22 protein-coding genes and 1 pseudogene are annotated in these 26,637 nt (G+C 55.7%); 5 read left to right on the top strand and 18 right to left on the bottom strand.

Features of this window, described 5'->3' with window-relative positions:
• Positions 1-74: 74 nt before the first annotated feature.
• From thrP to trxA, 13 genes are all read right to left on the bottom strand, one after another.
• On the bottom strand, positions 75-1,460 hold the full coding sequence (gene thrP, locus ACWYRJ_RS06350; RefSeq protein ID WP_455507585.1) for a bifunctional threonine/serine APC transporter ThrP: 1,386 nt from the start codon (positions 1,458-1,460) through the stop codon (positions 75-77).
• Between the two features lie 197 nt (positions 1,461-1,657).
• Complete coding sequence (gene wecG, locus ACWYRJ_RS06345; protein WP_455507584.1) at positions 1,658-2,398, bottom strand: lipopolysaccharide N-acetylmannosaminouronosyltransferase; 741 nt, start codon at positions 2,396-2,398, stop codon at positions 1,658-1,660.
• Between the two features lie 12 nt (positions 2,399-2,410).
• The gene (wzyE, locus tag ACWYRJ_RS06340; RefSeq protein WP_455507583.1) at positions 2,411-3,763 is read right to left on the bottom strand and encodes an ECA oligosaccharide polymerase; all 1,353 of its coding nucleotides are present in this window, start codon (positions 3,761-3,763) and stop codon (positions 2,411-2,413) included.
• Entirely contained in the window at positions 3,760-4,839 is a 1,080-nt protein-coding gene (locus tag ACWYRJ_RS06335; protein WP_455507582.1) for a TDP-N-acetylfucosamine:lipid II N-acetylfucosaminyltransferase, read from the bottom strand. The genes wzyE and ACWYRJ_RS06335 overlap by 4 nt, the downstream gene beginning before the upstream one ends.
• Positions 4,836-6,086, bottom strand: a complete 1,251-nt coding sequence (gene wzxE, locus ACWYRJ_RS06330) for a lipid III flippase WzxE (RefSeq protein ID WP_455507581.1) — start codon at positions 6,084-6,086, stop codon at positions 4,836-4,838. The genes ACWYRJ_RS06335 and wzxE overlap by 4 nt, the downstream gene beginning before the upstream one ends.
• 1 nt (position 6,087) lies before the next feature.
• Positions 6,088-7,218 (bottom strand): dTDP-4-amino-4,6-dideoxygalactose transaminase, encoded by a 1,131-nt coding sequence (gene rffA, locus ACWYRJ_RS06325; protein WP_149367404.1) that lies wholly within the window; start codon positions 7,216-7,218, stop codon positions 6,088-6,090.
• A 4-nt stretch (positions 7,219-7,222) separates the two neighbouring features.
• The gene (rffC, locus tag ACWYRJ_RS06320; protein ID WP_455507580.1) at positions 7,223-7,900 is read right to left on the bottom strand and encodes a dTDP-4-amino-4,6-dideoxy-D-galactose acyltransferase; all 678 of its coding nucleotides are present in this window, start codon (positions 7,898-7,900) and stop codon (positions 7,223-7,225) included.
• The gene (gene wecC, locus ACWYRJ_RS06315) at positions 7,897-9,159 is read right to left on the bottom strand and encodes a UDP-N-acetyl-D-mannosamine dehydrogenase (RefSeq protein WP_455507579.1); all 1,263 of its coding nucleotides are present in this window, start codon (positions 9,157-9,159) and stop codon (positions 7,897-7,899) included. The genes rffC and wecC overlap by 4 nt, the downstream gene beginning before the upstream one ends.
• On the bottom strand, positions 9,156-10,286 hold the full coding sequence (gene wecB / locus ACWYRJ_RS06310) for a non-hydrolyzing UDP-N-acetylglucosamine 2-epimerase (protein ID WP_149367401.1): 1,131 nt from the start codon (positions 10,284-10,286) through the stop codon (positions 9,156-9,158). The genes wecC and wecB overlap by 4 nt, the downstream gene beginning before the upstream one ends.
• Positions 10,287-10,341: 55 nt before the next feature.
• Complete coding sequence (gene wzzE / locus ACWYRJ_RS06305; protein WP_111963515.1) at positions 10,342-11,388, bottom strand: ECA polysaccharide chain length modulation protein; 1,047 nt, start codon at positions 11,386-11,388, stop codon at positions 10,342-10,344.
• Between the two features lie 13 nt (positions 11,389-11,401).
• On the bottom strand, positions 11,402-12,505 hold the full coding sequence (wecA, locus tag ACWYRJ_RS06300; protein ID WP_111963514.1) for a UDP-N-acetylglucosamine--undecaprenyl-phosphate N-acetylglucosaminephosphotransferase: 1,104 nt from the start codon (positions 12,503-12,505) through the stop codon (positions 11,402-11,404).
• 242 nt (positions 12,506-12,747) lie between these two features.
• Positions 12,748-14,007: a transcription termination factor Rho gene (gene rho / locus ACWYRJ_RS06295; RefSeq protein WP_008501566.1), complete on the bottom strand. Its 1,260-nt coding sequence runs from the start codon at positions 14,005-14,007 to the stop codon at positions 12,748-12,750.
• 345 nt (positions 14,008-14,352) lie between these two features.
• The gene (trxA, locus tag ACWYRJ_RS06290; RefSeq protein WP_006179218.1) at positions 14,353-14,682 is read right to left on the bottom strand and encodes a thioredoxin TrxA; all 330 of its coding nucleotides are present in this window, start codon (positions 14,680-14,682) and stop codon (positions 14,353-14,355) included.
• Positions 14,683-14,826: 144 nt separating this feature from the next.
• Between trxA and rhlB the strand changes: the two genes are divergently transcribed.
• Together rhlB and gppA are read left to right on the top strand one after the other, a co-directional pair.
• On the top strand, positions 14,827-16,095 hold the full coding sequence (gene rhlB / locus ACWYRJ_RS06285) for an ATP-dependent RNA helicase RhlB (protein WP_111963512.1): 1,269 nt from the start codon (positions 14,827-14,829) through the stop codon (positions 16,093-16,095).
• 6 nt (positions 16,096-16,101) lie between these two features.
• Positions 16,102-17,586 carry a guanosine-5'-triphosphate,3'-diphosphate diphosphatase gene (gene gppA / locus ACWYRJ_RS06280; protein ID WP_455507578.1) on the top strand — a complete coding sequence of 495 codons (1,485 nt, stop codon included), beginning with the start codon at positions 16,102-16,104 and terminating at the stop codon, positions 17,584-17,586.
• Positions 17,587-17,636: 50 nt separating this feature from the next.
• Here gppA and rep read toward each other — a convergent pair whose 3' ends face one another.
• Positions 17,637-19,661 (bottom strand): DNA helicase Rep, encoded by a 2,025-nt coding sequence (rep, locus tag ACWYRJ_RS06275; protein WP_115877002.1) that lies wholly within the window; start codon positions 19,659-19,661, stop codon positions 17,637-17,639.
• A 112-nt stretch (positions 19,662-19,773) separates the two neighbouring features.
• Here rep and ppiC (ACWYRJ_RS06270) point away from each other — a divergent pair, with 112 nt between their 5' ends.
• Positions 19,774-20,055, top strand: coding sequence for a peptidylprolyl isomerase PpiC (gene ppiC / locus ACWYRJ_RS06270; protein ID WP_004886860.1), 282 nt, complete (start codon positions 19,774-19,776; stop codon positions 20,053-20,055).
• A gap of 50 nt (positions 20,056-20,105) precedes the next feature.
• Positions 20,106-20,387, top strand: coding sequence for a peptidylprolyl isomerase PpiC (gene ppiC, locus ACWYRJ_RS06265; RefSeq protein ID WP_023309650.1), 282 nt, complete (start codon positions 20,106-20,108; stop codon positions 20,385-20,387).
• Positions 20,388-20,480: 93 nt separating this feature from the next.
• On the opposite strand, the gene ilvC is transcribed toward ppiC (ACWYRJ_RS06265), so the two are convergent.
• Positions 20,481-21,956 carry a ketol-acid reductoisomerase gene (gene ilvC, locus ACWYRJ_RS06260; RefSeq protein ID WP_021242831.1) on the bottom strand — a complete coding sequence of 492 codons (1,476 nt, stop codon included), beginning with the start codon at positions 21,954-21,956 and terminating at the stop codon, positions 20,481-20,483.
• 152 nt (positions 21,957-22,108) lie between these two features.
• On the opposite strand from ilvC, the gene ilvY reads away from it, so the two are divergent.
• Complete coding sequence (gene ilvY, locus ACWYRJ_RS06255) at positions 22,109-22,999, top strand: HTH-type transcriptional activator IlvY (RefSeq protein ID WP_111963506.1); 891 nt, start codon at positions 22,109-22,111, stop codon at positions 22,997-22,999.
• Here ilvY and ilvA read toward each other — a convergent pair.
• The 3 genes and pseudogenes from ilvA to ACWYRJ_RS06240 all read right to left on the bottom strand — a co-directional run.
• Entirely contained in the window at positions 22,996-24,540 is a 1,545-nt protein-coding gene (ilvA, locus tag ACWYRJ_RS06250; protein WP_039267211.1) for a threonine ammonia-lyase, biosynthetic, read from the bottom strand. The genes ilvY and ilvA overlap by 4 nt on opposite strands.
• Before the next feature lie 2 nt (positions 24,541-24,542).
• Complete coding sequence (ilvD, locus tag ACWYRJ_RS06245) at positions 24,543-26,393, bottom strand: dihydroxy-acid dehydratase (protein WP_115877001.1); 1,851 nt, start codon at positions 26,391-26,393, stop codon at positions 24,543-24,545.
• 60 nt (positions 26,394-26,453) lie between these two features.
• Positions 26,454-26,637 (bottom strand): annotated as a pseudogene (locus tag ACWYRJ_RS06240) (branched chain amino acid aminotransferase); the annotation flags it as partial.

Below are 26,637 nucleotides of genomic sequence, written 5' to 3'. Positions count from 1 at the left end.
GTACCTCCGTCCCCGCTGTCTAGTGCTTTTTTGAAAAAAATGCGCGTTTGGTTATGGTTTGCACATTTTGCCGCTTATTCCTCCACTTTCTGCGTGGTGGCACGGCGACCCAGGCCAAAAAGCTTATATGCGGCCGTCACAGCCGCCAGGAAGATCACCCCGACAAACAGCGACATGCGGGTATCTTCATTAAAGTACATCCCGATTAATACGCAAATCAGGAACGCCATCGTCAAATAGTTCGCATACGGGAACAGAATTGAGCGGAACGGATGGCTTTCAATCGCTTTTTTATGCGCATGACGGAAACGCAGCTGGCTGATGAGGATAACAAACCACGGCACCATGCCCGGCAGCACGCTGGCGCTGTAGACGTAAACGAACACGCGCTGCGGGTTAGGAATAATGTAATTCAGGCAAGAGCCAATCAGCAGTATTGCAATGGAAACCGTCACACCCGCCACCGGCACGCCGGCACGTGAAACTTTACTCATCACCGCAGGCAGCTGGTTATTCTTCGAAAGCGCATAGAGCATACGCCCACAGCTGTACATCCCACTGTTACAGCCTGACAACGCTGCCGTCAGGACCACAAAGTTGATGATACCCGCCGCTGCCGTGATGCCAATTTTGGCAAAGGTTAAAACAAACGGGCTACCCGTCGTGCCAATTTCGTTCCACGGGAAGATGGTCACGATAACGAAGATCGCGCCCACATAGAAAATCAGGATACGCCACAGCACTTTGCCCACCGCGCTACGCAGCGTGACCTGCGGGTTTTTCGCTTCACCGGCGGTAATACCGATCAGCTCCACGCCCTGATACGAGGCCACAACGATACACAGCGCCGTCAGGAAGCCCTTCCAGCCGCCGGCAAAGAAGCCGCCGTTTTCGGTCAGATTGCCAAAGCCGATAGCGTGTCCACCGTTGCCAAAGCCGAAGAAAATCACGCCCAGGCCGACGACAATCATCACGATAATCGTGGTGACTTTGATCATTGCGAACCAGAACTCAATCTCACCGTAAAGGCGCACGGCAGCCAGGTTGGCCAGCGCCACCAGCCCCACGGCAATGAGCGCGGGTATCCACTGGACCATGTCTGGGAACCAGAACTGGATGTAGACCCCTATCGCGGTGATCTCTGAGATGCCCACCGCCATCCACATAAACCAGTATGACCAGGCCGTCAGGTAGCCGAAGAACGGGCTCATATAACGATGCGCGTAAACGGCGAAGGAACCGGTTACCGGCTCCAGGAAAAGCATTTCGCCCATGGAACGCATGATGAAGAAAACAAACAGCCCGGCAATAATGTACGCCAGTAATACGGAAGGGCCTGCCCATTTGAGCGTGCTTGCAGAGCCCATAAACAGGCCCACGCCGATAGTGCCGCCCAGCGCTATCAGTTCAATATGACGAGCTTCCAGCCCACGCTGTAGCTCCGGTTTTTTCTCTGCCATAGATCCTCGATTGTGTTTGCTGTTTCCCGGCTTAATACCGGGTATTGTTTTTTAGGGGTACTAAAATACGGAGCGAATGGTTTCTTAAAATCTGCCAAATGGCAAACGATGCATTAAAAAAATGAATGCATTGCACAGATTATCAGCAGTTTTGCAGGCGAGTTGCAGCGCGAATAGCATATCGCGCTACATTTTGATTACATTTTCCCGGTGTAATGCCAGGCGAGGTAGCGAAGCAGACGGATCTGTCGTTTAATGCGTGTCGGTTGCGATAGCAGACGGTACAGCCACTCCAGCCCCAGATTTTGCCAGACCTTGGGCGCACGCTTAACGTGGCCGGTAAAGACGTCGTACGTACCGCCGACGCCCATGTAGAGGGCATCCGGACAGACCAGACGGCAGTCGCGCATCAGGATCTCCTGGCGCGGGGAGCCCATCGCCACGGTGACAATCTTTGCCCCGCTGTCACGAACGCGCTCAAAGAGCGTCTGCCGATCTTCCGGTTTGAAGTAACCATCCTGGCTGCCGACAATATTAACATTCCATTGACGACGCAGTTTCTCCTCAGTCTGGGCCAGTATCTCCGGCTTCCCGCCAATCAGGAACACGGGCGTGCCCTGTTCACCTGCGCGGGCCATAAGCTGCTCCCAGAGATCGGCCCCCGCCACGCGAGATACATTAGCGTCAGGATACTTTTTACGGATAGAGCGGACCACGCTGATCCCGTCCGCGTATTTAAATTCCGCCGCTTCAATCAGGCTTTTGACTTCCGCGTTATCCTCAACCGCCAGCATTTTTTCCGCGTTGATCGCCACCAGCGTACCGGATTTCATCTGGCCGTCGGCGAAAAGAAAGTCCAGCGCGTGCTGCATGTCGCGCCAGCCAATAAGCTGCAGGCCACGTAGCGCATAGCACGGTGCAGAAATTTTATCAGTCATTACTATCCTTACTCAGACTTGCGACAGCGTTGTGCTGCCCTGCCGCTCGCGCCTGTGCACAAGCCCTGCGCTGTCAAACAGCCAGTACAGCAGTTTGGCCAGTAACAGGCAGAGGCCGAAAACAACCATGAAGAACACCACGCGCGAAACGAACGAGTCCAGCCCTTCGCGCGCCAGAACGATCATATTGAAAATGGCACCAAAGCAGAAACTGTGCAAAATGGCGGCCTTATAGCGGTTGGTCTCTTCGTTGCCACGCACGTAAAGCCAGTCGAACCATTTGATAATCAGCCCCACGGCAACCGCCCCGGGGAGAATGAACCACGCTCCTCCCATCACCACCAGGGAACCAATCAGCGTTGGCGAGATTGCCAGACCAGAATGGTTGTTCAGCACTTCCCAGGTAAAGTAATTTGCCGTGTTAAGCACCACGCCAGGCCGGTCCGGCCATAGCCAGGAAGGGATAAAGACGTAGAAGTCGCGAACAATCGGCGCCAGCCCCTGGAAATCAATCTTGTCGTAGTTTTGCAGCAGCAATGCCAGGTTTTCCCACGGCGAGAAGGTATCGCGCGTCAGGTAAAGGAACGTGTAAAACGCCTCATCTCCCGCCACGTTCATTCCATAGCGCTTTAGCGCCAGCCAGAACATACCCACAATGCCAAACGCGCCTGCCGCAACCAGCATCCACAATGAGATCCAGCCGCGGATGGTGCCGATAAACAGGAAGATCGCGAAGGCGATGATGATGTTCGCGCGCGTGCCGCCCACGATCATGTAGGTCAGGATGCCAAACGCGACGGTGCTAACCAGGAAGAACAGCCACGCTTTGCTGTCCTGGCGCAGGAAGAAGATCACCAGCATCGCCGGGATGAAGAAGTAGAAGAAACGCTTAAGCGCCACGCCCGAAACCTCGGCCGAAAAAATCTGGCTGTAGGAGTGGAGCTTAAACAGCAGGAAGCCGTTATGCATGAAGAAGATGCCGACGCTGACCAGGGCGATGGTCATCAGCATCACCCACGTCAGGTGGGTCTCCACCCTATTCATGGTAAAGAGCGCCCGACGCGGGGCAGCTGTCTGCGCTGAACGCAGACGCGTTTTATAGGTGACGTAGTAGACGGCATAGAAGCAGGTTGCCGCCAGAAGCGCCTGGAGCAGGATTTCCGGCGGTGCGACGCTCACGTCAAAACGGAATACCAGAATGCTGGTTAGCGGGAAGCCGAAAAAGAAGGTCAGCAGAAACAGTAACGAGAAGAACACGTTAAAGTTGAAGCGCACCCGGCGGAATTCAAACCAGGTAAGCGTGGCGATAAACAGGGTGCTCAGAAGCCAGACAATCAGTAAGCCGCTGAATTGCAACTGACTCATACTTTGTCTCCTGAAGCGATACGCAGCGCGCGGTGCCACGGCGTGAGATAATTCGGGCTGAAAAAATCAATGCTATTTTTATCCACCAGCGTGAGCTGGCGTTGGGCTTCCCGTACCACCTCGACGTTCAGCGTGTCTGAGGTAAACAGCACGGGAATATGCTGCTCGGCCATGTCCTGCCAGAACGGGTTCTCGCGGTTTAGCACGCACGGTACCCCCGCCTGAATCAGCAGACATAGGGTGCCTATCCCCTGCTGTCGGGCAAAGATGAAATAGCCGAGATCGCATTTTCTCAGCAGCGCGAGATATTCCTCAAATTCCAGCTTATCGCTGAGAATGTGCAGATTTTCTGCGCTAAACAGCGCAAGCCCCTGTCGGCGAACCTCATCTATGTAAGCGTCGTTATTGGCGGGATAGCCCATCGGCACCACCACGTTCACCGTGTCGCCGAACTGCTGATGCACCGCCCTGAGCGCCGCGACGTGTTCGTTACTACGATCGCCGGAATTCCCCACCAGGATCGTTAGTTTGCCTTCACGCACCGTGTCATTCGCCATGGCGTTAAGCGCCGGATCCATGCGGGTGGGGAAATAAAGCAGCTCGCCGCGCACGTTGGGGTGCTGTTTAGCAAAATAGTTGAGATCGCCGCGGGTAGCAAAAACGCAGCCCACGCGCCCCTGCGCCATGCGGCGCAACGGATAGAAAAGACGGAATTTCCAGCCTCGGGAGACTTCGTAGAGATCGGCTCCCCAGATATGCCAGCTGCACTGGGAGGGTATAATCCCCCCGCTGAGAAGCGCCAGCCACAGGCCGGTATTAAACTGTCCGTGGAAGAAGAATCGTTGCTCGCGGTCGGCTTTCGCTTTGGCAACAACCGCCTTCGCCAGCGTGGCCTTATCCGGCCAGAAGCGAATCGTCAGCGCCGGAAACGCCTCGCTCAGGCCCTTATCCTGACCTGCAACCATAAACTCACGCGCATCTGGATTACCCGATGCCAGCTCGTCGTTGAAAAACCGCAAAACGGTCTGGTTATGGTGTGGGATGTCCGATCCCAGGATGTGAATCAGTGCAGTCATGCGCGTTTACGCCACAATAAAAATACGCCGCAACAGGCAGCGAAATAAACGATATAGGTTGCCATGTAGGCCTGAGCCGCCCCCAGCGCGCCGTGCATGGGTATCAGCCAGTGCGAAAATGCTGTCAGTAACGCAAACTGGCTAATTTCCGCCAGGATATACAGCCGCAGGGACGCTTTTGCAATCACCAGGTAGCCGAAAACGTATGCACCCACTTTCAGCACATCCCCCACCAGCTGCCAGGCAAAGAGATCGCGCATGGCGATGAATTTCGCCGAGAACAGCAGCCAGATGGCGACATCGCGCAGTAGCCAGACGGTAAAGCTGGCAGCCACGACGGCCGGTAACACAAAACGCAGCGATCGGAAAATCTCGCGCGTTATTTCCTGTCTGGACGTCAGTCGCGATAAGGTTGGCAGCAGGTAAACGCTAAAGGAAGCCGTAATAAACTGGAGATAGGCGTCGGAAATACTGCTTACGCCCTGCCAGATCCCGACCTCATCCCAGCTATAATGCGCTGCCAGCAGGTTTCGCATCATCACGTAGGCCACCGGCAGCGTGACGGAGGTAATGAGCGCCATCAGGGTAAATTTACCCAGCTGGCTGGCAAGGACCTTGTCCCATTGCGGTTTCAGGTAGCTAAGAGGGATGACGCCCCGGCGCATCAGCATAAATGCCGCAGGCACAACCACCAGCGCCGGGACCAGCGCAAGCCCCAGCAGTGCGCCTTCATAGCCGCCCAGGCGATAGCAAAAGTAATAGGCAATCACGCCGATGACGCTGCCCAGGATTAACGCAAGCGCGTTTCCGGCAGCATCACGAAACCCTTTCATCAGCGCCAGCAGCAGGTTAGCCCAGGCAATCCCCATCTGAACCAATGCGACCAGACGCACCAGCCCCTGGTAATGGGTGTGCCCGAACAATCCCTGGCTGATGGGTGCCGCCGCCAGCAGAAAGACAATCGCCATCAGGGTTGAAAAACCCGTGACCATAGCCGAAGAGGTGCCCACCACTCTGCGCAGCTGAGCCGCATCATCGTGATACTGCGCAACGTATTTGGTCACGCCGTTGAAGATACCGGCACCGGCCAGCACACCAAGGACGGTGATAAGCTGACGGAAATTACCCGCCAGCCCCACACCAGAAGGGCCAAATGAAACGGCCAGCAGCTTGACGACCAACAGCCCGGCGCCAATTTTTACAAGCGTGGACGCGGCGGTCCACACCGATGCTTTTGCCAGAGACATATCAGCCGAAATAACTCAGAAGGGTATTAATCACCGTACGCTGGTTAACGGGCGCGAGATTGTAGAACAGTGGCAGGCGAAGCAAACGCTCACTTTCTTTAGTGGTGTAGCGGTCTTCACCCGCAAACGTGCCAAACGCTTCTCCGGCCGGACTGGAGTGCAGCGGGATATAGTGGAACACCGCCATAATTTCGGCCTCTTTCAGCCAGGCGATGAGCTCGCTGCGGTCGTCGTTATCGCGCAGCTTGATGTAGAACATATGCGCGTTGTGGACGCAATTTGCCGGGATGGTTGGCAGTTCAATACGCCCGGCTTTTGCCAGAGGCTCAAGCGCATCGTAATAGGTTTGCCACAGGGAAAGACGCTGAAGGTTGATACGCTCCGCCGCTTCCAGCTGCGCCCACAGGTACGCAGCCTGCAGATCCGCCATCAAATAGCTGGAGCCGATATCGCGCCAGGTGTATTTGTCTACCTGACCCCGGAAGAACTGGCTGCGGTTAGTGCCTTTTTCGCGGATCACTTCTGCACGCTCCACGAGAGCCCGGTCGTTAATCAGCGTCGCACCACCTTCTCCACCCGCCGTGTAGTTTTTGGTTTCGTGGAAGCTAAAGCAGCCAATGTGGCCGATAGTGCCCAGCGCGCGTCCCTTGTAGGTGGACATCACGCCCTGCGCGGCATCTTCCACCACGAACAGATTATGTTTTTTGGCGATGGCCATGATGGTGTCCATTTCACAGGCCACGCCCGCGTAGTGAACCGGCACGATCGCGCGCGTTTTGTCAGTGATCGCCGCTTCAATCAGCGTCTCATCAATGTTCATGGTATCCGGGCGGATATCCACAAAGACAATTTTCGCCCCGCGCAGGACAAAAGCGTTCGCAGTGGAAACGAAGGTATAGCTCGGCATAATCACTTCATCACCAGGCTGGATATCCAGCAACAGTGCCGCCATTTCCAGCGATGCCGTACAGGACGGGGTCAGCAGCACTTTGGCGCTGCGAAAACGCTGTTCCATCCACTGCTGACAGCGCCGGGTGAAACCGCCGTCACCGCAGAGTTTGCCGCTGCCCATAGCAGACTGCATATAGTCGAGTTCAGTTCCGACAACGGGTGGTGCGTTAAATGGAATCATCTTGTCACCTGTATAACCAGTAGGCGGTGGCGTCGATGTTGGCACCACTCGCAATATAACGTTTAAGCGCCGCGGTGTTGCCCACCTGGGTCGCCACCCGCAGCGTCACTAGCTGTTGCTGTTGCGACCAGTGCAGCGCCGCCTGCATGAGTTTTTCACCCATGCCGCGCCCGGCTAATAAGCCAATACGCGCCTCGTGCTCGTTGAGCTTACGCAGCGAGACGAACCCCTTGATTTGACCGTCTCCTGCACGGAAAACCAGGCAGACGTGGTCAAAGGTGCCTTTAACCGCATTCTCTACCCACTGGGCATAGAAACGCCCGCTATCGTCAGGTGCATACCAGGGCGCACGAAAGCGGCTCTGCGCAAACGCCTGGGTCGCCATCTGACGCAGCACGGGGATGTCCTGATCCGTTGCAATTTCCGCGCCTGACGCATCGTGCCGGGTGAGGGTAATGGAAAGATCGACCTCGCCTTCAACCAGCTGAAAGCCGTGTTGCTGGAGCGCATCAAGCAGATCGGCACGCTCCGCAGGGATCTTCGCCTGCACCCGTTGCCAGGCGGTAAAATCCGGTTCAGTCAGTACCGGCGCGTCATTGCTCAGACGCACAATGGCCGACGGCAGGCCGAAAAAGGTACTCTCCCACTGCAGGGGCTCGAGTACCCCGTTCAGGCTGCTCAACGCCAGACACCTTTGGTATCAACTACATACTGCTGACGCACCGCATTAGCGGATGTCGCTTTAAACTCTTTGTGATCCACCAGCAGCACCAGCACGTCCGCCGTCGCGAGCGCTTCATCCAGCGCCGTCAGCGTGCAGTGCCCCGCCAGTTTTGTCGGCAATTCATGGATATTCGGCTCAACCACCAGCGTTTCACCCTTGTGCCATCCGGCAATCATCTCAGCAATTTCCATCGCCGGGCTTTCACGCAGATCGTCAATGTTGGGTTTGAATGCCAGACCGAAACAGGCAATTTTCAGCTCGCTGGCGCGCTTGCCGCTCTCTGCCAGACAATCCGCTACCGTGGTTTTGACCTGATTGAGCACCCAGTGAGGTTTGCTGTCGTTCACTTCACGCGCGGTGCGAATCAGGCGCGCCTGCGCTGGATTCTGCGCCACGATAAACCACGGGTCGACGGCAATACAGTGTCCGCCCACCCCCGGGCCTGGCTGGAGAATATTCACACGCGGATGGCGATTCGCCAGGCTAATCAGCTCCCAGACGTTAATTCCCTGATCGGCGCAGATGAGTGAAAGTTCGTTCGCAAAGGCGATATTCACGTCACGGAAGCTGTTTTCCGTCAGCTTGCACATCTCGGCGGTGCGGGAGTTTGTCACCACGCACTCGCCTTCCAGGAAAATCTTATACAGCGCGCTGGCACGTTCGGAACAGACTGGCGTCATACCGCCAATGACGCGGTCGTTTTTAATCAGTTCGACCATGACCTGGCCCGGGAGTACGCGCTCCGGGCAGTAGGCGATGTTGATATCCGCCTGCTCGCCAACCTGCTGTGGGAAGCTCAGGTCTGGACGGGCCTCTGCCAGCCACTGCGACATCTGTTCAGTCGCCCCCACCGGAGACGTGGACTCGAGGATTACCAACGCCCCTTTTTTCAGCACAGGCGCGATAGATTTTGCCGCCGCCTCGACGAACGCCATGTCGGGCTCGTGGTCGCCTTTAAAGGGCGTTGGAACGGCAATCAGATAGGCATCCGCTTCAATGGGCGTCGTGCTGGCATGCAGGAAGCCCCCTTCCACCGCCTCTTTCACCACACGATCCAGATCGGGCTCCACAATATGAATTTCGCCACGGTTAATGGTTTCTACCGCGCGGGCGTTAATATCCACCCCGACAACCTGTTTTTGACGAGAGGCAAACGCGGCCGCAGTAGGCAAGCCAATGTAGCCAAGACCAATGACAGAGATGGTAGTAAAACTCATAGCGATACCCGATTGTGTTTAAGTGCATGCAAAATACGGCCACAAGCCTGCCCGTCTCCATACGGATTATGGGCCCGGCTCATCGCCTGATATGCTTCATCGTCATGCAGCAGGCGCGAGACCTCTTCGACGATGAGCTGCGCGTTGGTGCCGACCAGACGCACCGTACCGGCTTTGACGGCTTCCGGACGTTCGGTCGTTTCACGCATCACCAGTACCGGCTTGCCGAGGGAGGGCGCTTCTTCCTGAATGCCGCCGGAATCGGTGAGGATCAGCCAGGCGTGGTTCATCAGCCAGACAAACGGCATGTAGTCCTGCGGTTCAATCAGTAGAACATTGTCGACATGGCCCAGAATGCGGTTAACCGGCTCGCTGACGTTAGGGTTGAGATGGACCGGATAGACAATTTGCACATCGTCATTTTGCGCAGCGATTTCAGCCAGCGCGTGGCAGATTTGCTCAAAACCACGGCCAAAGCTTTCGCGACGGTGGCCGGTTACCAGGATGGTTTTTTTGCCGTTGTGCAGGAATGGATAGCGGGCAGCGAGATCTTTCTGAAGATCGCTATTTGCCAGAACGCGGTCACGCACCCAAATTAATGCATCAATGACCGTATTGCCGGTCACAAAGATTTTGTTATCGGCGATATTTTCACGCAGCAGGTTCTGACGAGAATTTTCCGTCGGCGCAAAGTGGTACATCGCCAGATGGCCCGTTAACGTGCGGTTGGCCTCCTCCGGCCACGGCGAATAAAGATTGCCGGTACGCAAACCCGCCTCAACATGCCCCACAGGAATTCGCTGGTAAAACGCGGCCAGGCTTGTCGCCACGGTAGTGGTGGTGTCACCGTGTACCAGCACCACGTCAGGCTTGAATGACTCCAGGATCGGCTTAAGCTCTTGCAGAATGCGACAGGTTATCTCCGTTAAACCTTGCCCCGGTTTCATAATATTGAGGTCGTAATCCGGGACGATGGAAAAGAGCGTTAAGACCTGGTCGAGCATCTCACGGTGCTGGGCCGTGACGCAGACTTTTGCTTCAATATCCGGATCGCTGGCCAGCGCATGAACCAGAGGTGCCATCTTAATGGCCTCCGGCCTGGTGCCAAATACGGTTAGTACTTTCACATCGATTCTCTTCGATTAGGCGATGAAGGCCGCAGCCTTCATCGTGACGGCGTTCTTAGTTTTTGCGACGACGCGTTAACGCCACGCCAGCGCCCGTCAGTGCGCCTACAATCCCCCACATAATCATCAGGAATGCACGACGCGGACTATCGCGTTTTACAGGTTCTTCAGGCGTTCGCAAATAACGATAGGTCTGAAAACGCGGGTCCAGAGAAGGACCTACATTAAGCGTGTTGAGCATCGCGCGATTTTGATCGTAATCGAGGTCAAAATCAGGACCGACGGCCTGGAGGTTTTCCAGGCGCGCCTGCAGCATGGGGCGGCCAAGGAGGAACATCTCTGAATCAGGCAGCTCATCAGCCGGCACGTCCGTCTCAGTGCGGGAAATATTGTGCTGTTCCGCAATTTTCAGCGCCTGCTCAATATTATGAACACGACGAGCGAAAATGGCTTTAGCCACCTCTTCCTGACGTTTCACCTGTGCTTTCATCTGGATTGTACGAGCCGCCCAGGCGCCTTTAAGCTCTTCGTTAAGATGGCTTGCGGCACGCTGGCTGGCAAACGCGACATACTGACGCAACAGGTTGTTAGCATCCGGCGCGGTTTCTGCAATCAGTTTGACGCTGTCGTTCACGTTACGCAGCGCGTCGCCCGGCATAAACTGAATATTGTTAATCAGATCGTCCAGCAGAGCGGCATCGGCTTTAGTGTTATCAACCCGACGCTGCTTGTAATAATCCGTCTGAGACCAGAAGTCGCGGCGCGTATCCCACGAAGCCAGTTGCATCACAAACTCTTTATAAGCCTCATCCATAACGGAGACCTGATCTGGCGTGGCGAGGTTGGCTTTGATATCCAGGTTTCGCAGGAATTGCTGCTGGGAATAGTATCCCCCAAGCATGTTAACCGTTGGTTTGTCCGTGATTGCCGTGGAGCTCCATTCTTGTTTTGCAAAGAACGTATAGGCCAGCGCTAACAGTGCAAAACCCAGCGCGATCCCCGCAATCCAAAGTTTGCCTGCCCATAACACGCGAAACAAACCCCGAATATCCAGTTCATTCTCAGTTACCACTGATTTCGCTCCCGCCAACGGTTGAGTCATCATAGTCCCGGTTTTACTTAGTTAATGTTGTGTTTTTGCCACTGTTACGACGCATCCGGCGTTTAATACGTTTTATGAACCGCGCTACTTTCCATGCGCGCTTAATGCAGTAGCCGTACAGGAAAAATGCCAGCAAGAATAATGCCAACATAACCCACTCAGGAATAATATGAGAATATTCTGCAGCTACACCAATTGCGGCCAAAATAGCAGCGGCCAGAGTAATCAGCACAAACGCCTGACGAGAAGTAAAACCCGCACGCATGATGAGATGATGAATGTGTTGGCGGTCTGGAGAGAAAGGACTCATCCCTTTGCGCAGGCGGCGATACATAATCGCCACCATATCCATCAATGGAATGGCAATAATCCACAGCGCTGTTACCGGACTTATCGGGTGGGTTTGACCCTGCGTGGTTTCAAGCAGGATCCAGATAACCGTAAAACCAATCAGCGTACTGCCCGCGTCCCCCATAAAGACTTTATAGCGACGGCCCAGCACGCCGAGGTTTAAGAGGATATAAGGCAGAATGGCGGCAATCATGGCAAAACACCACATTGCCAGACTGTACTGGCCATCAAACCATAAGATAATGCCAATAGCGGCGAAAGAAACGGATGACAGTCCACCGAGCAGGCCGTCAATGCCGTCCACCATGTTGAAAGCATTGATTGCCGCCCAGACGGCAAAGAGCGTCAGGAAGAAGCCAAATGGACCCAGAACTAACTCCCACGGGCCAAACACATAGCCGAGGCTACGCAGATACAGTCCGCCGACAACCATCATCACCACGCCAATGGCCGCCTGAACGGTGGCGCGTATTTTCACCGCGATATCGAAGCGGTCATCAAGAGCCCCGACTAACACCAGGACACCGGCGCAGGCAATATAGAGGGCGGCATGCGGGATATAATAGTCAGCAATACCAAACGTGAAGCAAATCCCTGCGTAAACAGAAATCCCGCCGACTAAAGGAATAAGGCCCTGATGGCGTTTACGAAAATTAGGCTTATCCACCAACCCTATTCGTTTTGCCACCTTGCGCGCAATGAATAAAAAACAGGTTGTGAATAAAAAAATACTGATCAGTTCAGTAACGGCGGTGAATAGATTCACAATGGATTGCTCTCAACAAATGTTAGTCCCGGAAGTATAACCATGAAGCCACAGCCTCAGAAGTAATAAAGATGGCTTCTTACAACTCCCTCTGTATATTTTTCAATCAATTATTTCTTTGGCTGCAGAAACGGCCCTATTGTCGCACCGACCGGTCAAAATTGGGAGTAGATGGTACTAGCGTATAGTCCATAAAAGAAAAACGCCACGTAAAAACGTGGCGTTTGCTGGCTTTATTTGCGTTACGAGCGTTTCATCATGTCAAAGAAATCGTCGTTGGTTTTAGTCATCGCCAGTTTGTTAATGAGGAACTCCATTGCGTCGATTTCACCCATTGGATGGATGATTTTACGCAGGATCCACATTTTCTGCAGCTCTTCCTGGGTGGTGAGCAGCTCTTCTTTACGAGTACCGGAACGGTTGTAGTCGATAGCCGGGAAGACGCGTTTTTCAGCGATTTTACGAGAAAGATGCAGTTCCATGTTGCCTGTACCTTTAAATTCTTCGTAAATCACTTCGTCCATTTTAGAACCGGTATCGATCAGCGCCGTCGCAATGATGGTCAGGCTGCCGCCCTCTTCCACGTTACGTGCTGCACCGAAGAAACGTTTTGGGCGATGCAGGGCGTTAGCATCCACACCACCGGTCAGGACTTTACCGGACGCCGGCACTACGGTGTTGTAGGCACGCGCCAGACGAGTGATGGAGTCGAGCAGGATGATCACGTCTTTCTTGTGCTCAACCAGGCGTTTCGCCTTCTCGATAACCATTTCCGCAACCTGAACGTGGCGAGATGCCGGTTCGTCGAAGGTAGAAGCAACCACTTCACCTTTAACCAGACGCTGCATCTCGGTCACTTCTTCCGGACGTTCGTCAATCAGCAGCACCATCAGCACGCAGTCTGGGTGGTTATAGGCGATGCTCTGAGCGATGTTCTGCAGCAGCATGGTTTTACCCGCTTTTGGCGGCGCCACAATCAGACCACGCTGGCCACGACCAATTGGTGATGCCAGATCCAGTACACGCGCGGTTAAGTCTTCAGTAGAACCGTTACCACGCTCCATACGCAGGCGAGAGTTCGCGTGCAGCGGCGTTAAGTTCTCAAAGAGGATCTTATTACGCGAGTTTTCCGGTTTGTCGAAGTTAACTTCATTGACTTTCAACAGCGCAAAGTAGCGTTCACCCTCTTTAGGAGGACGAATCTTACCTGAAATGGTGTCACCAGTGCGGAGGTTGAAACGGCGGATTTGGCTGGGGGATACATAGATGTCGTCAGGGCCGGCGAGGTAGGAGCTGTCTGCAGAGCGGAGGAAACCAAATCCGTCTTGCAATATCTCCAGCACACCGTCGCCAAAGATATCTTCGCCACTCTTAGCGTGCTGCTTCAGGATGGCGAAAATGATGTCCTGCTTGCGCATACGAGCCTGGTTTTCCAGCCCCATATTTTCGCCGAGAGTGATCAGCTCAGAAACCGGCGTATTCTTTAATTCGGTAAGATTCATAATGGTGTGGGTTCTTAAACTCGGGGTGATTCTCGAACTTAATGTTGTGAATGGTATGGCAGGGTCATCCATGCCTGTTTAGCGGCCATCAACTCATGTCTGTTCGCTGTCTGGTCACAGGGAAAGAACGCAGAACTGAAACGACAAGACGGATTGAGCGACAAGCCCGGAATTTAGCCACTTCACGCACTGTTCATGTCAACAACGGGAAGTATCGGGTAAAACAAGATTCAAACAACAAGATATGTTTAAAACGAAGTCATAGCTAACTTAGCACGACTTCAGCCGGGCGTCCAGAGTTCCACATCATTTAGCCGGGAGCTCTGAACGCACAGCGGAGAAACCTTACGCCAGGTTAGCGTCCAGGAACTCTTTCAGTTGACCTTTGGACAGCGCACCCACTTTGGTTGCTGCCACTTCGCCGTTTTTGAACAGCAGAAGGGTTGGGATTCCACGGATACCGTATTTTGGTGCGGTGCCCGGGTTTTGGTCGATGTTCAGCTTGGCAACGGTCAGTTTGCCCTGATATTCGTCGGCGATCTCATCCAGAATCGGGGCGATCATTTTGCAAGGACCACACCATTCAGCCCAGAAATCGACGAGGATCAGCCCGTCAGCCTTAAGTACGTCCGTGTCAAAACTGTCGTCAGTCAGGTGAATAATTTTATCGCTCATATATAACTCCACAGGAATAAGCCTGGTACGTTGGTTTTGTCTCCACCAACGACGTGTTGATGTCGCATTAACCAACTAAAGGTTGACTTTATTTCACCGGATACGCTTTCGTAAAGCAATAGTAAGCTGATATTCTACCACACTATGAGCAAAACACATTTAACAGAACAGAAGTTTTCCGACTTCGCGCTGCACCCGAAGGTGATTGAAGCCCTTGAAAATAAAGGGTTTCATAACTGCACGCCCATTCAGGCCCTCGCGCTGCCGCTGACGCTGGCCGGTCGCGATGTTGCCGGGCAGGCGCAAACCGGTACCGGCAAAACGATGGCGTTTTTAACGTCAACGTTTCATTATTTACTTTCTCACCCAGCGATTGCAGACCGCAAAGTTAACCAGCCGCGCGCGCTAATTATGGCCCCGACGCGAGAACTGGCGGTACAGATCCACGCAGACGCTGAACCCCTGGCGCAGGCTACGGGCCTGAAGATTGGCCTGGCCTATGGCGGCGACGGCTACGATAAACAGCTGAAAGTGCTCGAAAGCGGTGTGGATATCCTGATCGGTACCACCGGCCGTCTTATCGATTACGCCAAACAGAACCACATTAACCTCGGTGCCATCCAGGTTGTGGTGCTCGATGAAGCAGACCGCATGTACGATCTCGGCTTCATTAAAGACATTCGCTGGCTGTTCCGCCGTATGCCTCCGGCCAATCAGCGTCTGAATATGCTGTTCTCTGCAACCCTCTCATACCGCGTACGCGAACTGGCGTTCGAACAGATGAACAACGCCGAATATGTAGAAGTGGAACCTGAGCAGAAAACGGGTCACCGCATTAAAGAAGAGCTCTTCTATCCTTCCAATGAAGAGAAAATGCGTCTGCTGCAAACGCTGATTGAAGAAGAGTGGCCAGATCGCGCCATCATCTTTGCGAACACCAAACACCGCTGTGAAGACATCTGGGGCCATCTGGCTGCAGACGGCCACCGTGTTGGCCTGTTGACTGGCGACGTCGCACAGAAAAAACGCCTGCGTATTTTGGAAGAGTTCACCCGTGGCGATCTCGATATTCTGGTCGCAACCGACGTGGCGGCACGTGGTTTACACATTCCAGCCGTGACGCATGTCTTTAACTACGATCTGCCAGACGACTGCGAAGACTACGTACACCGTATCGGTCGTACCGGTCGCGCGGGCGCAAGCGGACACTCTATTAGCCTTGCATGTGAAGAGTATGCGCTGAATCTCCCAGCAATTGAGACTTATATCGGTCACTCTATCCCGCAGAGCAAATACAATCCGGAAGCGCTGTTAAGCGAACTGCCGCCGCCTAAGCGTCTAACCCGCCCACGCTCCGGCAATGGTCCGCGTCGTTCAGGCGGCGCACCGCGTAATCGTCGTCGTTCAGGTTAAGAAAATATGCTCAGCTCCACCTCGCTTTATGCGGCAATTGATCTCGGTTCGAATAGTTTTCATATGCTGGTTGTGCGCGAGGTGGCGGGAAGCATACAAACGCTGACGCGCATCAAGCGCAAGGTCCGCCTCGCGGCGGGCCTGAGCAGCGATAACCACCTCTCACCTGAAGCCATGGAACGTGGCTGGCAGTGTCTGCGACTCTTTGCCGAGCGTCTGCAGGATATCCCTCATGCCCAAATCACCGTCGTCGCCACTGCGACACTCCGCCTGGCGGTTAACGCCGTTGATTTTATTGCCAGAGCGCAGGAAATTCTCGGTTGCCCGCTTCAGGTTATCAGCGGTGAAGAAGAAGCTCGTCTGATTTATCAGGGAGTTGCACACACCACGGGGGGTGACGATCGCCGCCTGGTGGTGGATATCGGCGGTGCCAGTACCGAGCTTGTGACCGGCACCGGCGCGCAGGCAACGTCGCTGTTCAGCCTCTCGATGGGCTGCGTGACCTGGCTTGAGCGCTACTTTACCGATCGTAATCTGGGTAAAGAGAACTTCGACGAGGCGGAAAACGCCGCGCGCGAGGTATTACGCCCGGTCATGGATGAACTGCGCTATCACGGCTGGAAAGTCTGCGTGGGTGCGTCCGGGACCGTGCAGGCCCTGCAGGAAATCATGATGGCGCAGGGAATGGACGAGCGGATTACGCTTGCTAAGCTTCAGCAGTTGAAACAGCGCGCCATTCAGTGCGGACGCCTGGAAGAGCTGGAAATTGAAGGCCTGACGCTCGAACGCGCGCTGGTCTTCCCGAGCGGGCTGGCCATTCTTATCGCTATTTTCACCGAGCTGAACATCCAGTGTATGACCCTGGCCGGCGGTGCGCTGCGTGAAGGCCTGGTCTACGGGATGCTGCATCTATCGGTCGATCAGGATATCCGCAGCCGTACCCTGCGCAACGTGCAGCGTCGTTTTCTGGTTGATATCGATCAGGCAGGACGCGTATCGCAGCTGGCGTCACGCTTCGCCGATCAGGTCGCTAACGTCTGGGATCTTGATCATCTGAGCCGGGATTTACTGCTGAGCGCCTGTGCGCTACATGAAGTGGGGCTGAGCATTGATTTTAAGCAGGCACCGGCTCATGCAGCGTATCTGGTTCGAAACCTGGATTTACCGGGCTATACGCCCGCGCAGAAAAAATTGCTGGCAACGCTGCTGCTGAACCAGACCAACGCCGTCGATCTCTCCTCTTTGCATCAGCAAAACGCCGTACCGCCGCGCGTGGCCGAGCATCTGTGCCGCCTGCTTCGTCTGGCGATCCTGTTTGCCAGCCGCCGCCGCGATGATTTGCTGCCAGCCATTAATCTTGTGGCCGATGACGAGAAGCTTTCGCTGACGCTGCCGGAGAACTGGATTGATCGTCACCCGTTAGGGGCCGAGATGATTGAGCAGGAGTGCCAGTGGCAGAGCTATGTGCACTGGGTGCTGGAAGTAAAGTAATACGCTGAACATTGCCGGGTAGCGGCTTCGCCTTACCCGGCTACTCATGATTATCCTTTCTCTTTGGCTTTTGCCAGCATGGCGCGAATGTTCGCCACGTTAGCCTGCCCCTTGTGCATCCGCTCTTCCGCGGTAATCACTTTGCGCTCCTGTTCCCAAATCAGGTCATCCTGCGGCAGCTCCAGCAGGAAACGACTCGGCTCCGGGCGGACGAGTTCGCCATACTGGCGGCGCTCTTTACACAGCGTGAACGTTAGCTCTTTCTGCGCGCGGGTGATCCCCACGTAGGCCAGGCGGCGCTCCTCATCGACGTTATCTTCATCAATGCTGCTCTGGTGCGGCAACAATCCCTCTTCCATACCAACCAGATAGACATACGGGAACTCCAGCCCTTTTGACGCATGCAGCGTCATGAGCTGAACCTGATCGGCCTCTTCTTCGCTCTCGCCGCGCTCCATCATGTCGCGCAGGGTAAAGCGGGTGACGACCTGCGTCAGGGTCATAGGCTCGTCGATTTCAGAGCCCTCCAGCATTTCGGTCATCCAGCTGAAAAGCTGGTTAACGTTCTTCATGCGCATCTCAGCCGCCTTCGGGCTGGCTGAGGTTTCATACAGCCAGGACTCATAGTCGATGCCGTGAATGAGATCGCGCACTGCCGCCACCGGCTCGCGCTCCGCGAGACGCTGTACCTCGCCGAGCCAGTGGGTGAAGCGGGTTAACGAGTCATAGCCACGCCCGGTTAACGTCTGGCTCAGCCCCATGTCAAAGCTGGCAGTAAACATACTTTTGTTGCGGGTCATCGCCCACTCGCCGAGCTTTTGCAGCGTCGCCGGGCCTATCTCGCGTTTTGGCGTATTCACAATACGCAGAAACGCGCTGTCGTCATCCGGGTTAGTGAGCACGCGCAGATAAGCCAGCAGGTCTTTGATCTCTGGCCGTGAGAAGAACGACGTACCGCCCGAGATTTTGTACGGAATGCGGTTCTGCATCAGCATCTTTTCAAAGACGCGCGACTGGTGGTTACCGCGATAGAGGATCGCGTAATCCTTATATTCTGTTTTGTTGACGAAGTGGTGAGCGATGAGCTCGCCCGTGACGCGCTCCGCTTCATGATCCTCATTGTTGGCGCTGAGCACTTTCAGCTCCGTTCCATAGCCCAGTTCAGAGAAGAGACGCTTCTCAAATACGTGCGGGTTATTGGCAATCAGGATGTTTGCTGCCTTCAGGATACGCCCGGAGGAGCGGTAGTTCTGCTCGAGCTTAATCACCTGCAGCGCCGGGAAATCTTTGCTCAGCAGCACCAGGTTTTGCGGACGCGCGCCGCGCCAGGAGTAAATTGACTGATCGTCGTCGCCTACCACGGTGAAACGCGCCCGATTCCCCACCAGCAGCTTAACCAGCTCGTACTGACTGGTGTTAGTGTCCTGATATTCATCCACCAGCAGGTAGCGGATTTTATTCTGCCAGCGCTCGCGCACCTCTTCATTGCGCTGCAGCAGCAGCGTGGGCAGCAGGATCAGGTCGTCAAAGTCCAGCACGTTGCACGCTTTCATATGCGCATCGTACAGACCGTAGCAGTGGGCGAAGATCCGATCCCGTTCGCCTTTGGCGATCGCCGCGGCCTGGGCCGGGGTCATCAGATCGTTTTTCCAGTTCGAGATCGTCGAGATCAGCTGCTGCAACAGCACTTTGTCATCTTCGATCAGCCCCTCGGTGAGCTCTTTGAGCAACGCCACCTGGTCAGTGTCATCGAAGAGGGAGAAGTTGGACTTCATTCCCAGCGCCGCATACTCGCGTTTGATGATATCCAGCCCCAGCGTGTGGAAGGTGGAGATCATCAGGCCGCGCGCTTCTTTACGGCCAAGCGTCTGACCGACGCGCTCTTTCATCTCACGCGCCGCTTTATTGGTAAAGGTGACCGCCGCAATGTGTCGCGCCTGATACCCGCAGTTGCGGATCAGATGGGCGATCTTGTTGGTGATCACACGGGTTTTACCCGAACCGGCCCCTGCCAGCACCAGGCATGGTCCAGTAACGAATTCGACCGCTTGTTGTTGTCCAGGGTTTAAACGCATGGGAGTGTTGCTCAATCTTCGAACGGGGTGTGGATTGTAGCAGAAAGCCGGGCGCAGATTTACCGGCTAATGATAAAGTGGAGAAATCGTGTTTAACCCGTAGAGCAGAACCATGAAAAAGACCGCAGCAGCCCTGCATATTCTGGTAAAAGAAGAGAAACTGGCCCAGGAGATCCTGGCCAAGCTGGAGCGCGGCATCAGCTTTGATCATCTGGCGAAGCGCTACTCTAAATGCCCTTCCGGGCGCAATGGTGGGGATCTCGGCGAGTTTCAACAAGGTGCGATGGTCGGCCCGTTCGATCAGGCGGTCTTTAGCTGCCCGCTTCTGAAGCCCTACGGCCCGGTAAAAACCAAATTTGGCTACCATATCATTAAGGTGCTTTATCGCCGCTGACGCGTGGTATATTGCGCCCCGATTTATTTCAACCTATTCAAGGCACGATCATGGCAAAAACAGCAGCAGCAGTGCACATTCTCGTTAAAGAAGAGAAACTGGCTTTAGATCTTCTGGAGCAGATTAAAAACGGTGCCGACTTCGGCAAGCTGGCGAAGAAGCACTCCATCTGCCCGTCAGGCAAACGCGGCGGCGATCTGGGTGAGTTCCGCCAGGGTCAGATGGTTCCGGCGTTCGATAAAGTGGTGTTCTCCTGCCCGGTGCTGGAGCCAACCGGCCCGCTGCATACCCAGTTTGGTTATCACATCATTAAAGTGCTGTACCGGAAATAAACAGCAAGGCCTTCTCTTAGAGAAGGCCTTTAATGTTTGCACCCTCTCCCTGTGGGAGAGGGGCGGGGTGAGGGCATCAGCCCGCCCCTGTTGTTAACCCGCTACCGCGATGCGCTTCATATCGGTCATGTAGCCACGCAGTTTGTGACCCACTTTCTCGATCTGGTGGCTGCGAATGGCTTCGTTCACATCGCGCAGCTGCGCGTTATCCACGGCACCTTCTGCAATCGCTTTACCCAGATCGCCAGTCTGCAGAGTAGTCATAAACTCTTTCAGCAGCGGCACGCAGGCGTAAGAGAACAGGTAGTTACCATATTCTGCGGTATCAGAGATAACCACGTTCATTTCGTACAGACGCTTACGGGCGATGGTGTTCGCAATCAGCGGCAGCTCGTGCAGTGATTCGTAGTACGCTGATTCTTCGATGATGCCGGAATCCACCATGGTTTCGAACGCCAGCTCAACGCCTGCTTTCACCATCGCGATCATCAGCACGCCTTTATCGAAGTACTCCTGCTCGCCGATTTTACCTTCGTACTGTGGCGCGGTTTCGAACGCGGTTTTACCGGTCTCTTCACGCCAGGTCAGCAGTTTCTTATCGTCGTTCGCCCAGTCCGCCATCATGCCGGAAGAGAATTCGCCGGAGATAATGTCGTCCATGTGTTTCTGGAACAGCGGTGCCATGATGGTTTTCAGCTGTTCAGACAGCGCGTAAGCACGCAGTTTTGCCGGGTTGGACAGACGGTCCATCATCAGCGTAATACCGCCCTGCTTCAGCGCTTCGGTGATGGTTTCCCAGCCGAACTGAATCAGTTTTTCCGCATATGCCGGGTCGGTACCCTCTTCCACCAGCTTATCGAAGCACAGCAGAGAACCGGCCTGCAGCATGCCGCACAGAATGGTCTGCTCGCCCATCAGGTCAGATTTCACTTCGGCAACGAAGGACGATTCCAGCACGCCCGCACGGTGACCGCCGGTCGCCGCTGCCCATGCTTTGGCAATCGCCATGCCTTCGCCTTTCGGATCGTTTTCCGGGTGAACCGCGATCAGGGTCGGCACGCCGAAGCCACGCTTGTACTCTTCACGAACTTCGGTACCCGGGCACTTCGGTGCAACCATCACCACGGTGATGTCTTTACGGATCTGCTCGCCTACTTCAACGATGTTGAAGCCGTGGGAGTAACCCAGCGCCGCGCCGTCTTTCATCAGCGGCTGTACGGAACGCACAACGTCTGAGTGCTGCTTGTCCGGGGTCAGGTTAACTACCAGATCCGCCTGCGGGATCAGCTCTTCGTAGGTACCCACTTTGAAGCCGTTTTCGGTCGCTTTGCGCCAGGAAGCACGCTTCTCGGCAATCGCTTCTTTGCGCAGGGCGTAGGAGATATCCAGACCGGAGTCACGCATGTTCAGGCCCTGGTTCAGACCCTGTGCGCCACAGCCGACGATGACCACTTTTTTACCCTGAAGGTAGCTCGCGCCATCGGCAAATTCGTCGCGCGCCATGAAGCGACATTTGCCCAGCTGCGCCAGCTGCTGGCGCAAGTTCAGTGTATTAAAGTAGTTAGCCATGGGTGATACCTCGTGATGTTGTGTGTCTTATTGTTCGGTTCGCGTTTCAGCGAGAATGTACCCACATTACAACAGGAAATTTATTGCGGAAATTGATATATTCACAACGTCACGTTGCAATTTTTGCAATGTAAATAGAGGGAGTGGAATCGGTGGATTTACGCGATCTGAAAATGTTCCTGCACCTGACGGAAAGCCGTCATTTTGGCCGCAGCGCCCGGGCGATGCACGTTAGCCCCTCCACGCTTTCACGCCAGATCCAGCGCCTTGAGGAAGACCTCGGCCAGCCGCTGTTCGTGCGTGACAACCGCACCGTCACCCTCACGGAAGCGGGCGAAGAGTTACGCATTTTTGCCCAGCAGACGCTGCTGCAGTACCAGCAGCTGCGGCACTCGATTGACCAGCAGGGGCCGTCACTTTCCGGCGAGCTGCATATTTTTTGCTCCGTGACCGCCGCTTACAGCCATCTGCCGCCCATCCTTGACCGCTTCCGCGCGGCGCATCCGTCGGTTGAAATTAAGCTCACCACCGGCGATGCCTCCGACGCAATGGAAAAAGTGGTGACGGGCGAAGCGGATCTCGCCATTGCTGGGAAACCTGAAACCCTGCCGGGCGCGGTGGCATTCTCCATGCTGGAGAATCTGGCGGTGGTACTCATTGCCCCGGCGCTGCCCTGCCCGGTGCGTAACCAGGTGTCGGTGGAAAAACCGGACTGGTCCACGGTACCGTTTATCATGGCCGATCAGGGGCCGGTGCGCCGTCGTATTGAGCTGTGGTTCCGCCGCCAGAAAATCAGCAACCCGTCGATTTACGCCACGGTCAGCGGCCATGAGGCGATGGTGTCGATGGTGGCGCTCGGCTGCGGCGTGGCGCTGCTGCCGGAGGTGGTGCTGGAAAATAGCCCGGAACCGGTGCGCAATCGCGTGATGATTCTGGAGCGCAGCGATGAGAAAACGCCGTTTGAACTTGGCGTGTGCGCACAAAAAAAGCGGCTGCATGAGCCGCTTATTGATGCGTTCTGGACGATATTGCCAAACCACTAACCTGCCAGGAAGAACCTGAACGCCGGGTTATGGGTTTCATCGTGACACTCATAGCCCAGCTCGTTCAGCCGCGTTTCGAAATCCGGCTCGTGCTCGCCCAGTTCAAACGCCGCCAGCACGCGGCCATAGTCGGTGCCGTGGCTGCGGTAGTGGAAAAGGGAGATGTTCCAGTGCGTGCCCAGCGTGTGCAGGAACTTGAGCAGCGCGCCAGGCGATTCCGGGAACTCAAAGCTGAACAGACGTTCCCTGAGCGGCTTCGATGGACGCCCGCCGACCATGTAGCGCACGTGCAGCTTCGCCATCTCATCGTCGGAGAGATCGACTACGCTATAGCCGCCTTCATGCAGCAGGTTAAGGATCTCTTTACGCTCCTCCACGCCACGGCTCAGACGCACGCCGACAAAAATGCAGGCGTCTTTGGCATCGGCAAAACGGTAGTTAAACTCCGTCACCGAACGGCCGCCCAGCAGCTGACAAAATTTCAGGAAGCTGCCCTTCTCTTCCGGAATCGTCACCGCCAGCAGCGCTTCCCGCTGTTCGCCCAGCTCGCAGCGCTCGGACACGTAGCGCAGACCGTGGAAGTTCACGTTGGCACCAGAAAGCACGTGCGCCAGACGCTCGCCGCGAATGTTGTGCTGCGCGATGTATTTTTTCATGCCCGCCAGCGCCAGAGCGCCGGACGGTTCCGCCACCGCACGAACGTCTTCGAAGAGATCCTTCATCGCCGCGCAGATCGCATCGCTATCCACCGTGACGATATCGTCGAGATATTCCCGGCACAGGCGGAAGGTTTCGTCGCCAATACGCTTCACCGCCACGCCCTCGGCAAACAGCCCGACGCGCGGCAGGTCTACCGGATGCCCGGCATCCAGCGCCGCTTTCAGGCAGGCAGAATCTTCCGCTTCCACGGCAATGACTTTGATCTGCGGCATCAGCTGTTTGATCAGCACCGCCACGCCTGCGGCTAAGCCACCGCCGCCCACCGGAACAAAGACGCGGTCGAGATGGGCATCCTGCTGCAGCAGCTCCAGCGCCAGCGTGCCCTGCCCGGCAATCACCATCGGGTGGTCGAACGGCGGCACCCAGGTGAAACCCTGCTGCTGCGCCAGCTCAATCGCTTTGGCTTTTGCTTCGTCAAAGTTAGCACCGTGGAGTAATACTTCACCGCCGAAACCGCGCACCGCGTCGACTTTGATGTCTGCGGTAGCAACCGGCATCACGATCAGCGCTTTCAGTCCCAGACGAGCAGACGAGAACGCCACGCCCTGCGCGTGGTTGCCCGCCGACGCGGTAATCACGCCGCGCGCCTTTTGCTCATCGGTCAGTCCGGCCATCATCGCGTAGGCACCGCGCAGCTTGAAGCTGTGCACCGGCTGGCGGTCTTCGCGCTTCACCAGAATGACGTTGTCGAGGCGCGAAGAGAGTTTTTCCATTTTCTGCAGGGGCGTGACCTGCACGGCTTCATAGACCGGTGCGCGCAGCACCGCCCTGAGATATTCCGCCCCCTCAGGGGCGGCGGATAAGGGTTGTGACTCGGCCATCGTTAGCCCCCGAGTTTCGATTTATCGCGCACCGCGCCTTTATCTGCACTGGTGGCAAGGCTCGCGTAGGCGCGCAGGGCAAAGGAGACTTCGCGCTGGCGATCTTTCGGCGTCCAGGCTTTGTCGCCGCGCGCTTCCTGCGCTTCACGACGGGCTGCGATCTCCTGGTCGCTCAGCTTGAGCTGAATGCCGCGATTCGGAATGTCGATTTCGATCAGATCGCCGTCTTCGATGATGGCAATGTTGCCGCCGCTTGCCGCTTCCGGGGAAACGTGGCCGATAGAGAGGCCGGAAGTGCCGCCGGAGAAACGCCCGTCGGTGATCAGCGCGCAGGCTTTACCGAGGCCCATCGATTTCAGGAAAGTGGTTGGGTAGAGCATCTCCTGCATGCCCGGACCGCCTTTCGGCCCTTCGTAGCGAATGACAACCACGTCGCCTTCAACCACTTTACCGCCAAGGATGGCGTCTACCGCTTCATCCTGGCTTTCGTACACCTTCGCCGGACCGGTGAATTTCAGGATGCTGTCGTCCACGCCTGCGGTTTTCACGATGCAGCCGTTTTCCGCAAAGTTTCCGTACAGCACGGCCAGACCGCCGTCTTTGCTGTAGGCGTGTTCCAGCGAGCGGATGCAGCCTTCGGCGCGGTCATCGTCCAGCGTGTCCCAGCGGCAATCCTGGGAGAAGGCCTGCGTGGTACGAATACCGGCAGGACCGGCGCGGAACATTTTTTTCACCGCGTCGTCTTTGGTCAGCATCACGTCGAACTGGTCCAGCGATTCCGGCAGCGTCAGCCCGAGCACGTTTTTCACGTCACGGTTCAGCAGCCCGGCGCGATCCAGCTCGCCCAAAATACCGATTACACCACCGGCACGGTGCACGTCTTCCATATGGTACTTCTGGGTACTTGGTGCGACTTTACACAGCTGCGGCACTTTGCGGGACAGCTTGTCGATATCGCTCATGGTGAAGTCGATTTCGGCTTCCTGCGCGGCGGCCAGCAGGTGCAGAACGGTGTTGGTGGAACCTCCCATGGCGATATCCAGCGTCATGGCGTTTTCGAACGCGGCTTTACTGGCAATGCTGCGCGGCAGCGCGCTGGCGTCATCCTGCTCGTAGTAGCGCTTGGTCAGCTCAACGATACGTTTACCGGCGTTGAGGAACAGCTGCTTACGGTCGGCGTGGGTCGCCAGCAGCGAGCCGTTGCCCGGCTGAGACAGACCCAGCGCTTCGGTCAGGCAGTTCATGGAGTTCGCCGTGAACATACCGGAACAGGAGCCGCAGGTCGGACACGCGGAGCGTTCCACCTGATCGCTCTGCTCGTCAGAGACTTTCGGGTCCGCGCCCTGGATCATCGCATCGACCAGGTCGAGCTTGATGATTTTGTCGGAGAGCTTGGTTTTCCCCGCTTCCATTGGGCCACCGGAGACGAAGATCACCGGAATATTCAGACGCAGGGAAGCCATCAGCATCCCCGGGGTGATTTTGTCGCAGTTGGAGATACAGACCATGGCATCGGCGCAGTGGGCGTTAACCATATACTCTACGGAGTCGGCGATCAGCTCGCGCGACGGCAGTGAATAGAGCATGCCCCCGTGACCCATCGCGATACCGTCATCGACCGCAATGGTGTTGAACTCTTTCGCCACGCCGCCGGAGGCTTCGATTTGCTCGGCTACCAGTTTACCCAGATCGCGCAGGTGCACGTGGCCCGGTACGAACTGGGTGAAGGAGTTCACCACGGCGATAATCGGCTTACCGAAATCGGCGTCGGTCATTCCAGTGGCGCGCCACAGCGCGCGGGCACCCGCCATGTTGCGGCCGTGGGTGGTGGTGGCTGAACGATACTTAGGCATGCTTTATTGACTCCCGTCTGACTATGTAATGGGACGGTGCGTGCCGTCCCAAATTTATGCTTAGTGATTAACCTGATCCAACCAGCCGTATTTATCTTCTGTTTCGCCGGTGAAGAGGCCAAAGAACGCTTGCTGAATGCGTTTGGTGACCGGGCCACAGCGGCCTTCTCCCACCTGAATACCGTCTACGCTGCGCACCGGGGTGATTTCAGCCGCGGTACCGGACATAAACACTTCATCGGCC

The sequence above is a fragment of the Enterobacter sp. genome (assembly GCF_977039595.1).
This window is presented reverse-complemented; position numbering and strand designations above follow the sequence as displayed.

Bases quoted from the DNA above. Each gene is read 5' to 3' on its own strand.
- ACWYRJ_RS06335 (WP_455507582.1), bottom strand. From the start codon at position 4,839: ATGACTGCACTGATTCACATCCTGGGATCGGACATCCCACACCATAAC.
- wecG (WP_455507584.1), bottom strand. From the start codon at position 2,398: ATGACTGATAAAATTTCTGCACCGTGCTATGCGCTACGTGGCCTGCAG.
- thrP (WP_455507585.1), bottom strand. From the start codon at position 1,460: ATGGCAGAGAAAAAACCGGAGCTACAGCGTGGGCTGGAAGCTCGTCAT.
- rhlB (WP_111963512.1), top strand. From the start codon at position 14,827: ATGAGCAAAACACATTTAACAGAACAGAAGTTTTCCGACTTCGCGCTG.
- ilvD (WP_115877001.1), bottom strand. From the start codon at position 26,393: ATGCCTAAGTATCGTTCAGCCACCACCACCCACGGCCGCAACATGGCG.
- trxA (WP_006179218.1), bottom strand. From the start codon at position 14,682: ATGAGCGATAAAATTATTCACCTGACTGACGACAGTTTTGACACGGAC.
- ilvA (WP_039267211.1), bottom strand. From the start codon at position 24,540: ATGGCCGAGTCACAACCCTTATCCGCCGCCCCTGAGGGGGCGGAATAT.
- rffA (WP_149367404.1), bottom strand. From the start codon at position 7,218: ATGATTCCATTTAACGCACCACCCGTTGTCGGAACTGAACTCGACTAT.
- gppA (WP_455507578.1), top strand. From the start codon at position 16,102: ATGCTCAGCTCCACCTCGCTTTATGCGGCAATTGATCTCGGTTCGAAT.
- ppiC (WP_004886860.1), top strand. From the start codon at position 19,774: ATGAAAAAGACCGCAGCAGCCCTGCATATTCTGGTAAAAGAAGAGAAA.
- ppiC (WP_023309650.1), top strand. From the start codon at position 20,106: ATGGCAAAAACAGCAGCAGCAGTGCACATTCTCGTTAAAGAAGAGAAA.
- wecC (WP_455507579.1), bottom strand. From the start codon at position 9,159: ATGAGTTTTACTACCATCTCTGTCATTGGTCTTGGCTACATTGGCTTG.
- wzyE (WP_455507583.1), bottom strand. From the start codon at position 3,763: ATGAGTCAGTTGCAATTCAGCGGCTTACTGATTGTCTGGCTTCTGAGC.
- wzzE (WP_111963515.1), bottom strand. From the start codon at position 11,388: ATGACTCAACCGTTGGCGGGAGCGAAATCAGTGGTAACTGAGAATGAA.
- wzxE (WP_455507581.1), bottom strand. From the start codon at position 6,086: ATGTCTCTGGCAAAAGCATCGGTGTGGACCGCCGCGTCCACGCTTGTA.
- rep (WP_115877002.1), bottom strand. From the start codon at position 19,661: ATGCGTTTAAACCCTGGACAACAACAAGCGGTCGAATTCGTTACTGGA.
- ilvC (WP_021242831.1), bottom strand. From the start codon at position 21,956: ATGGCTAACTACTTTAATACACTGAACTTGCGCCAGCAGCTGGCGCAG.
- rho (WP_008501566.1), bottom strand. From the start codon at position 14,007: ATGAATCTTACCGAATTAAAGAATACGCCGGTTTCTGAGCTGATCACT.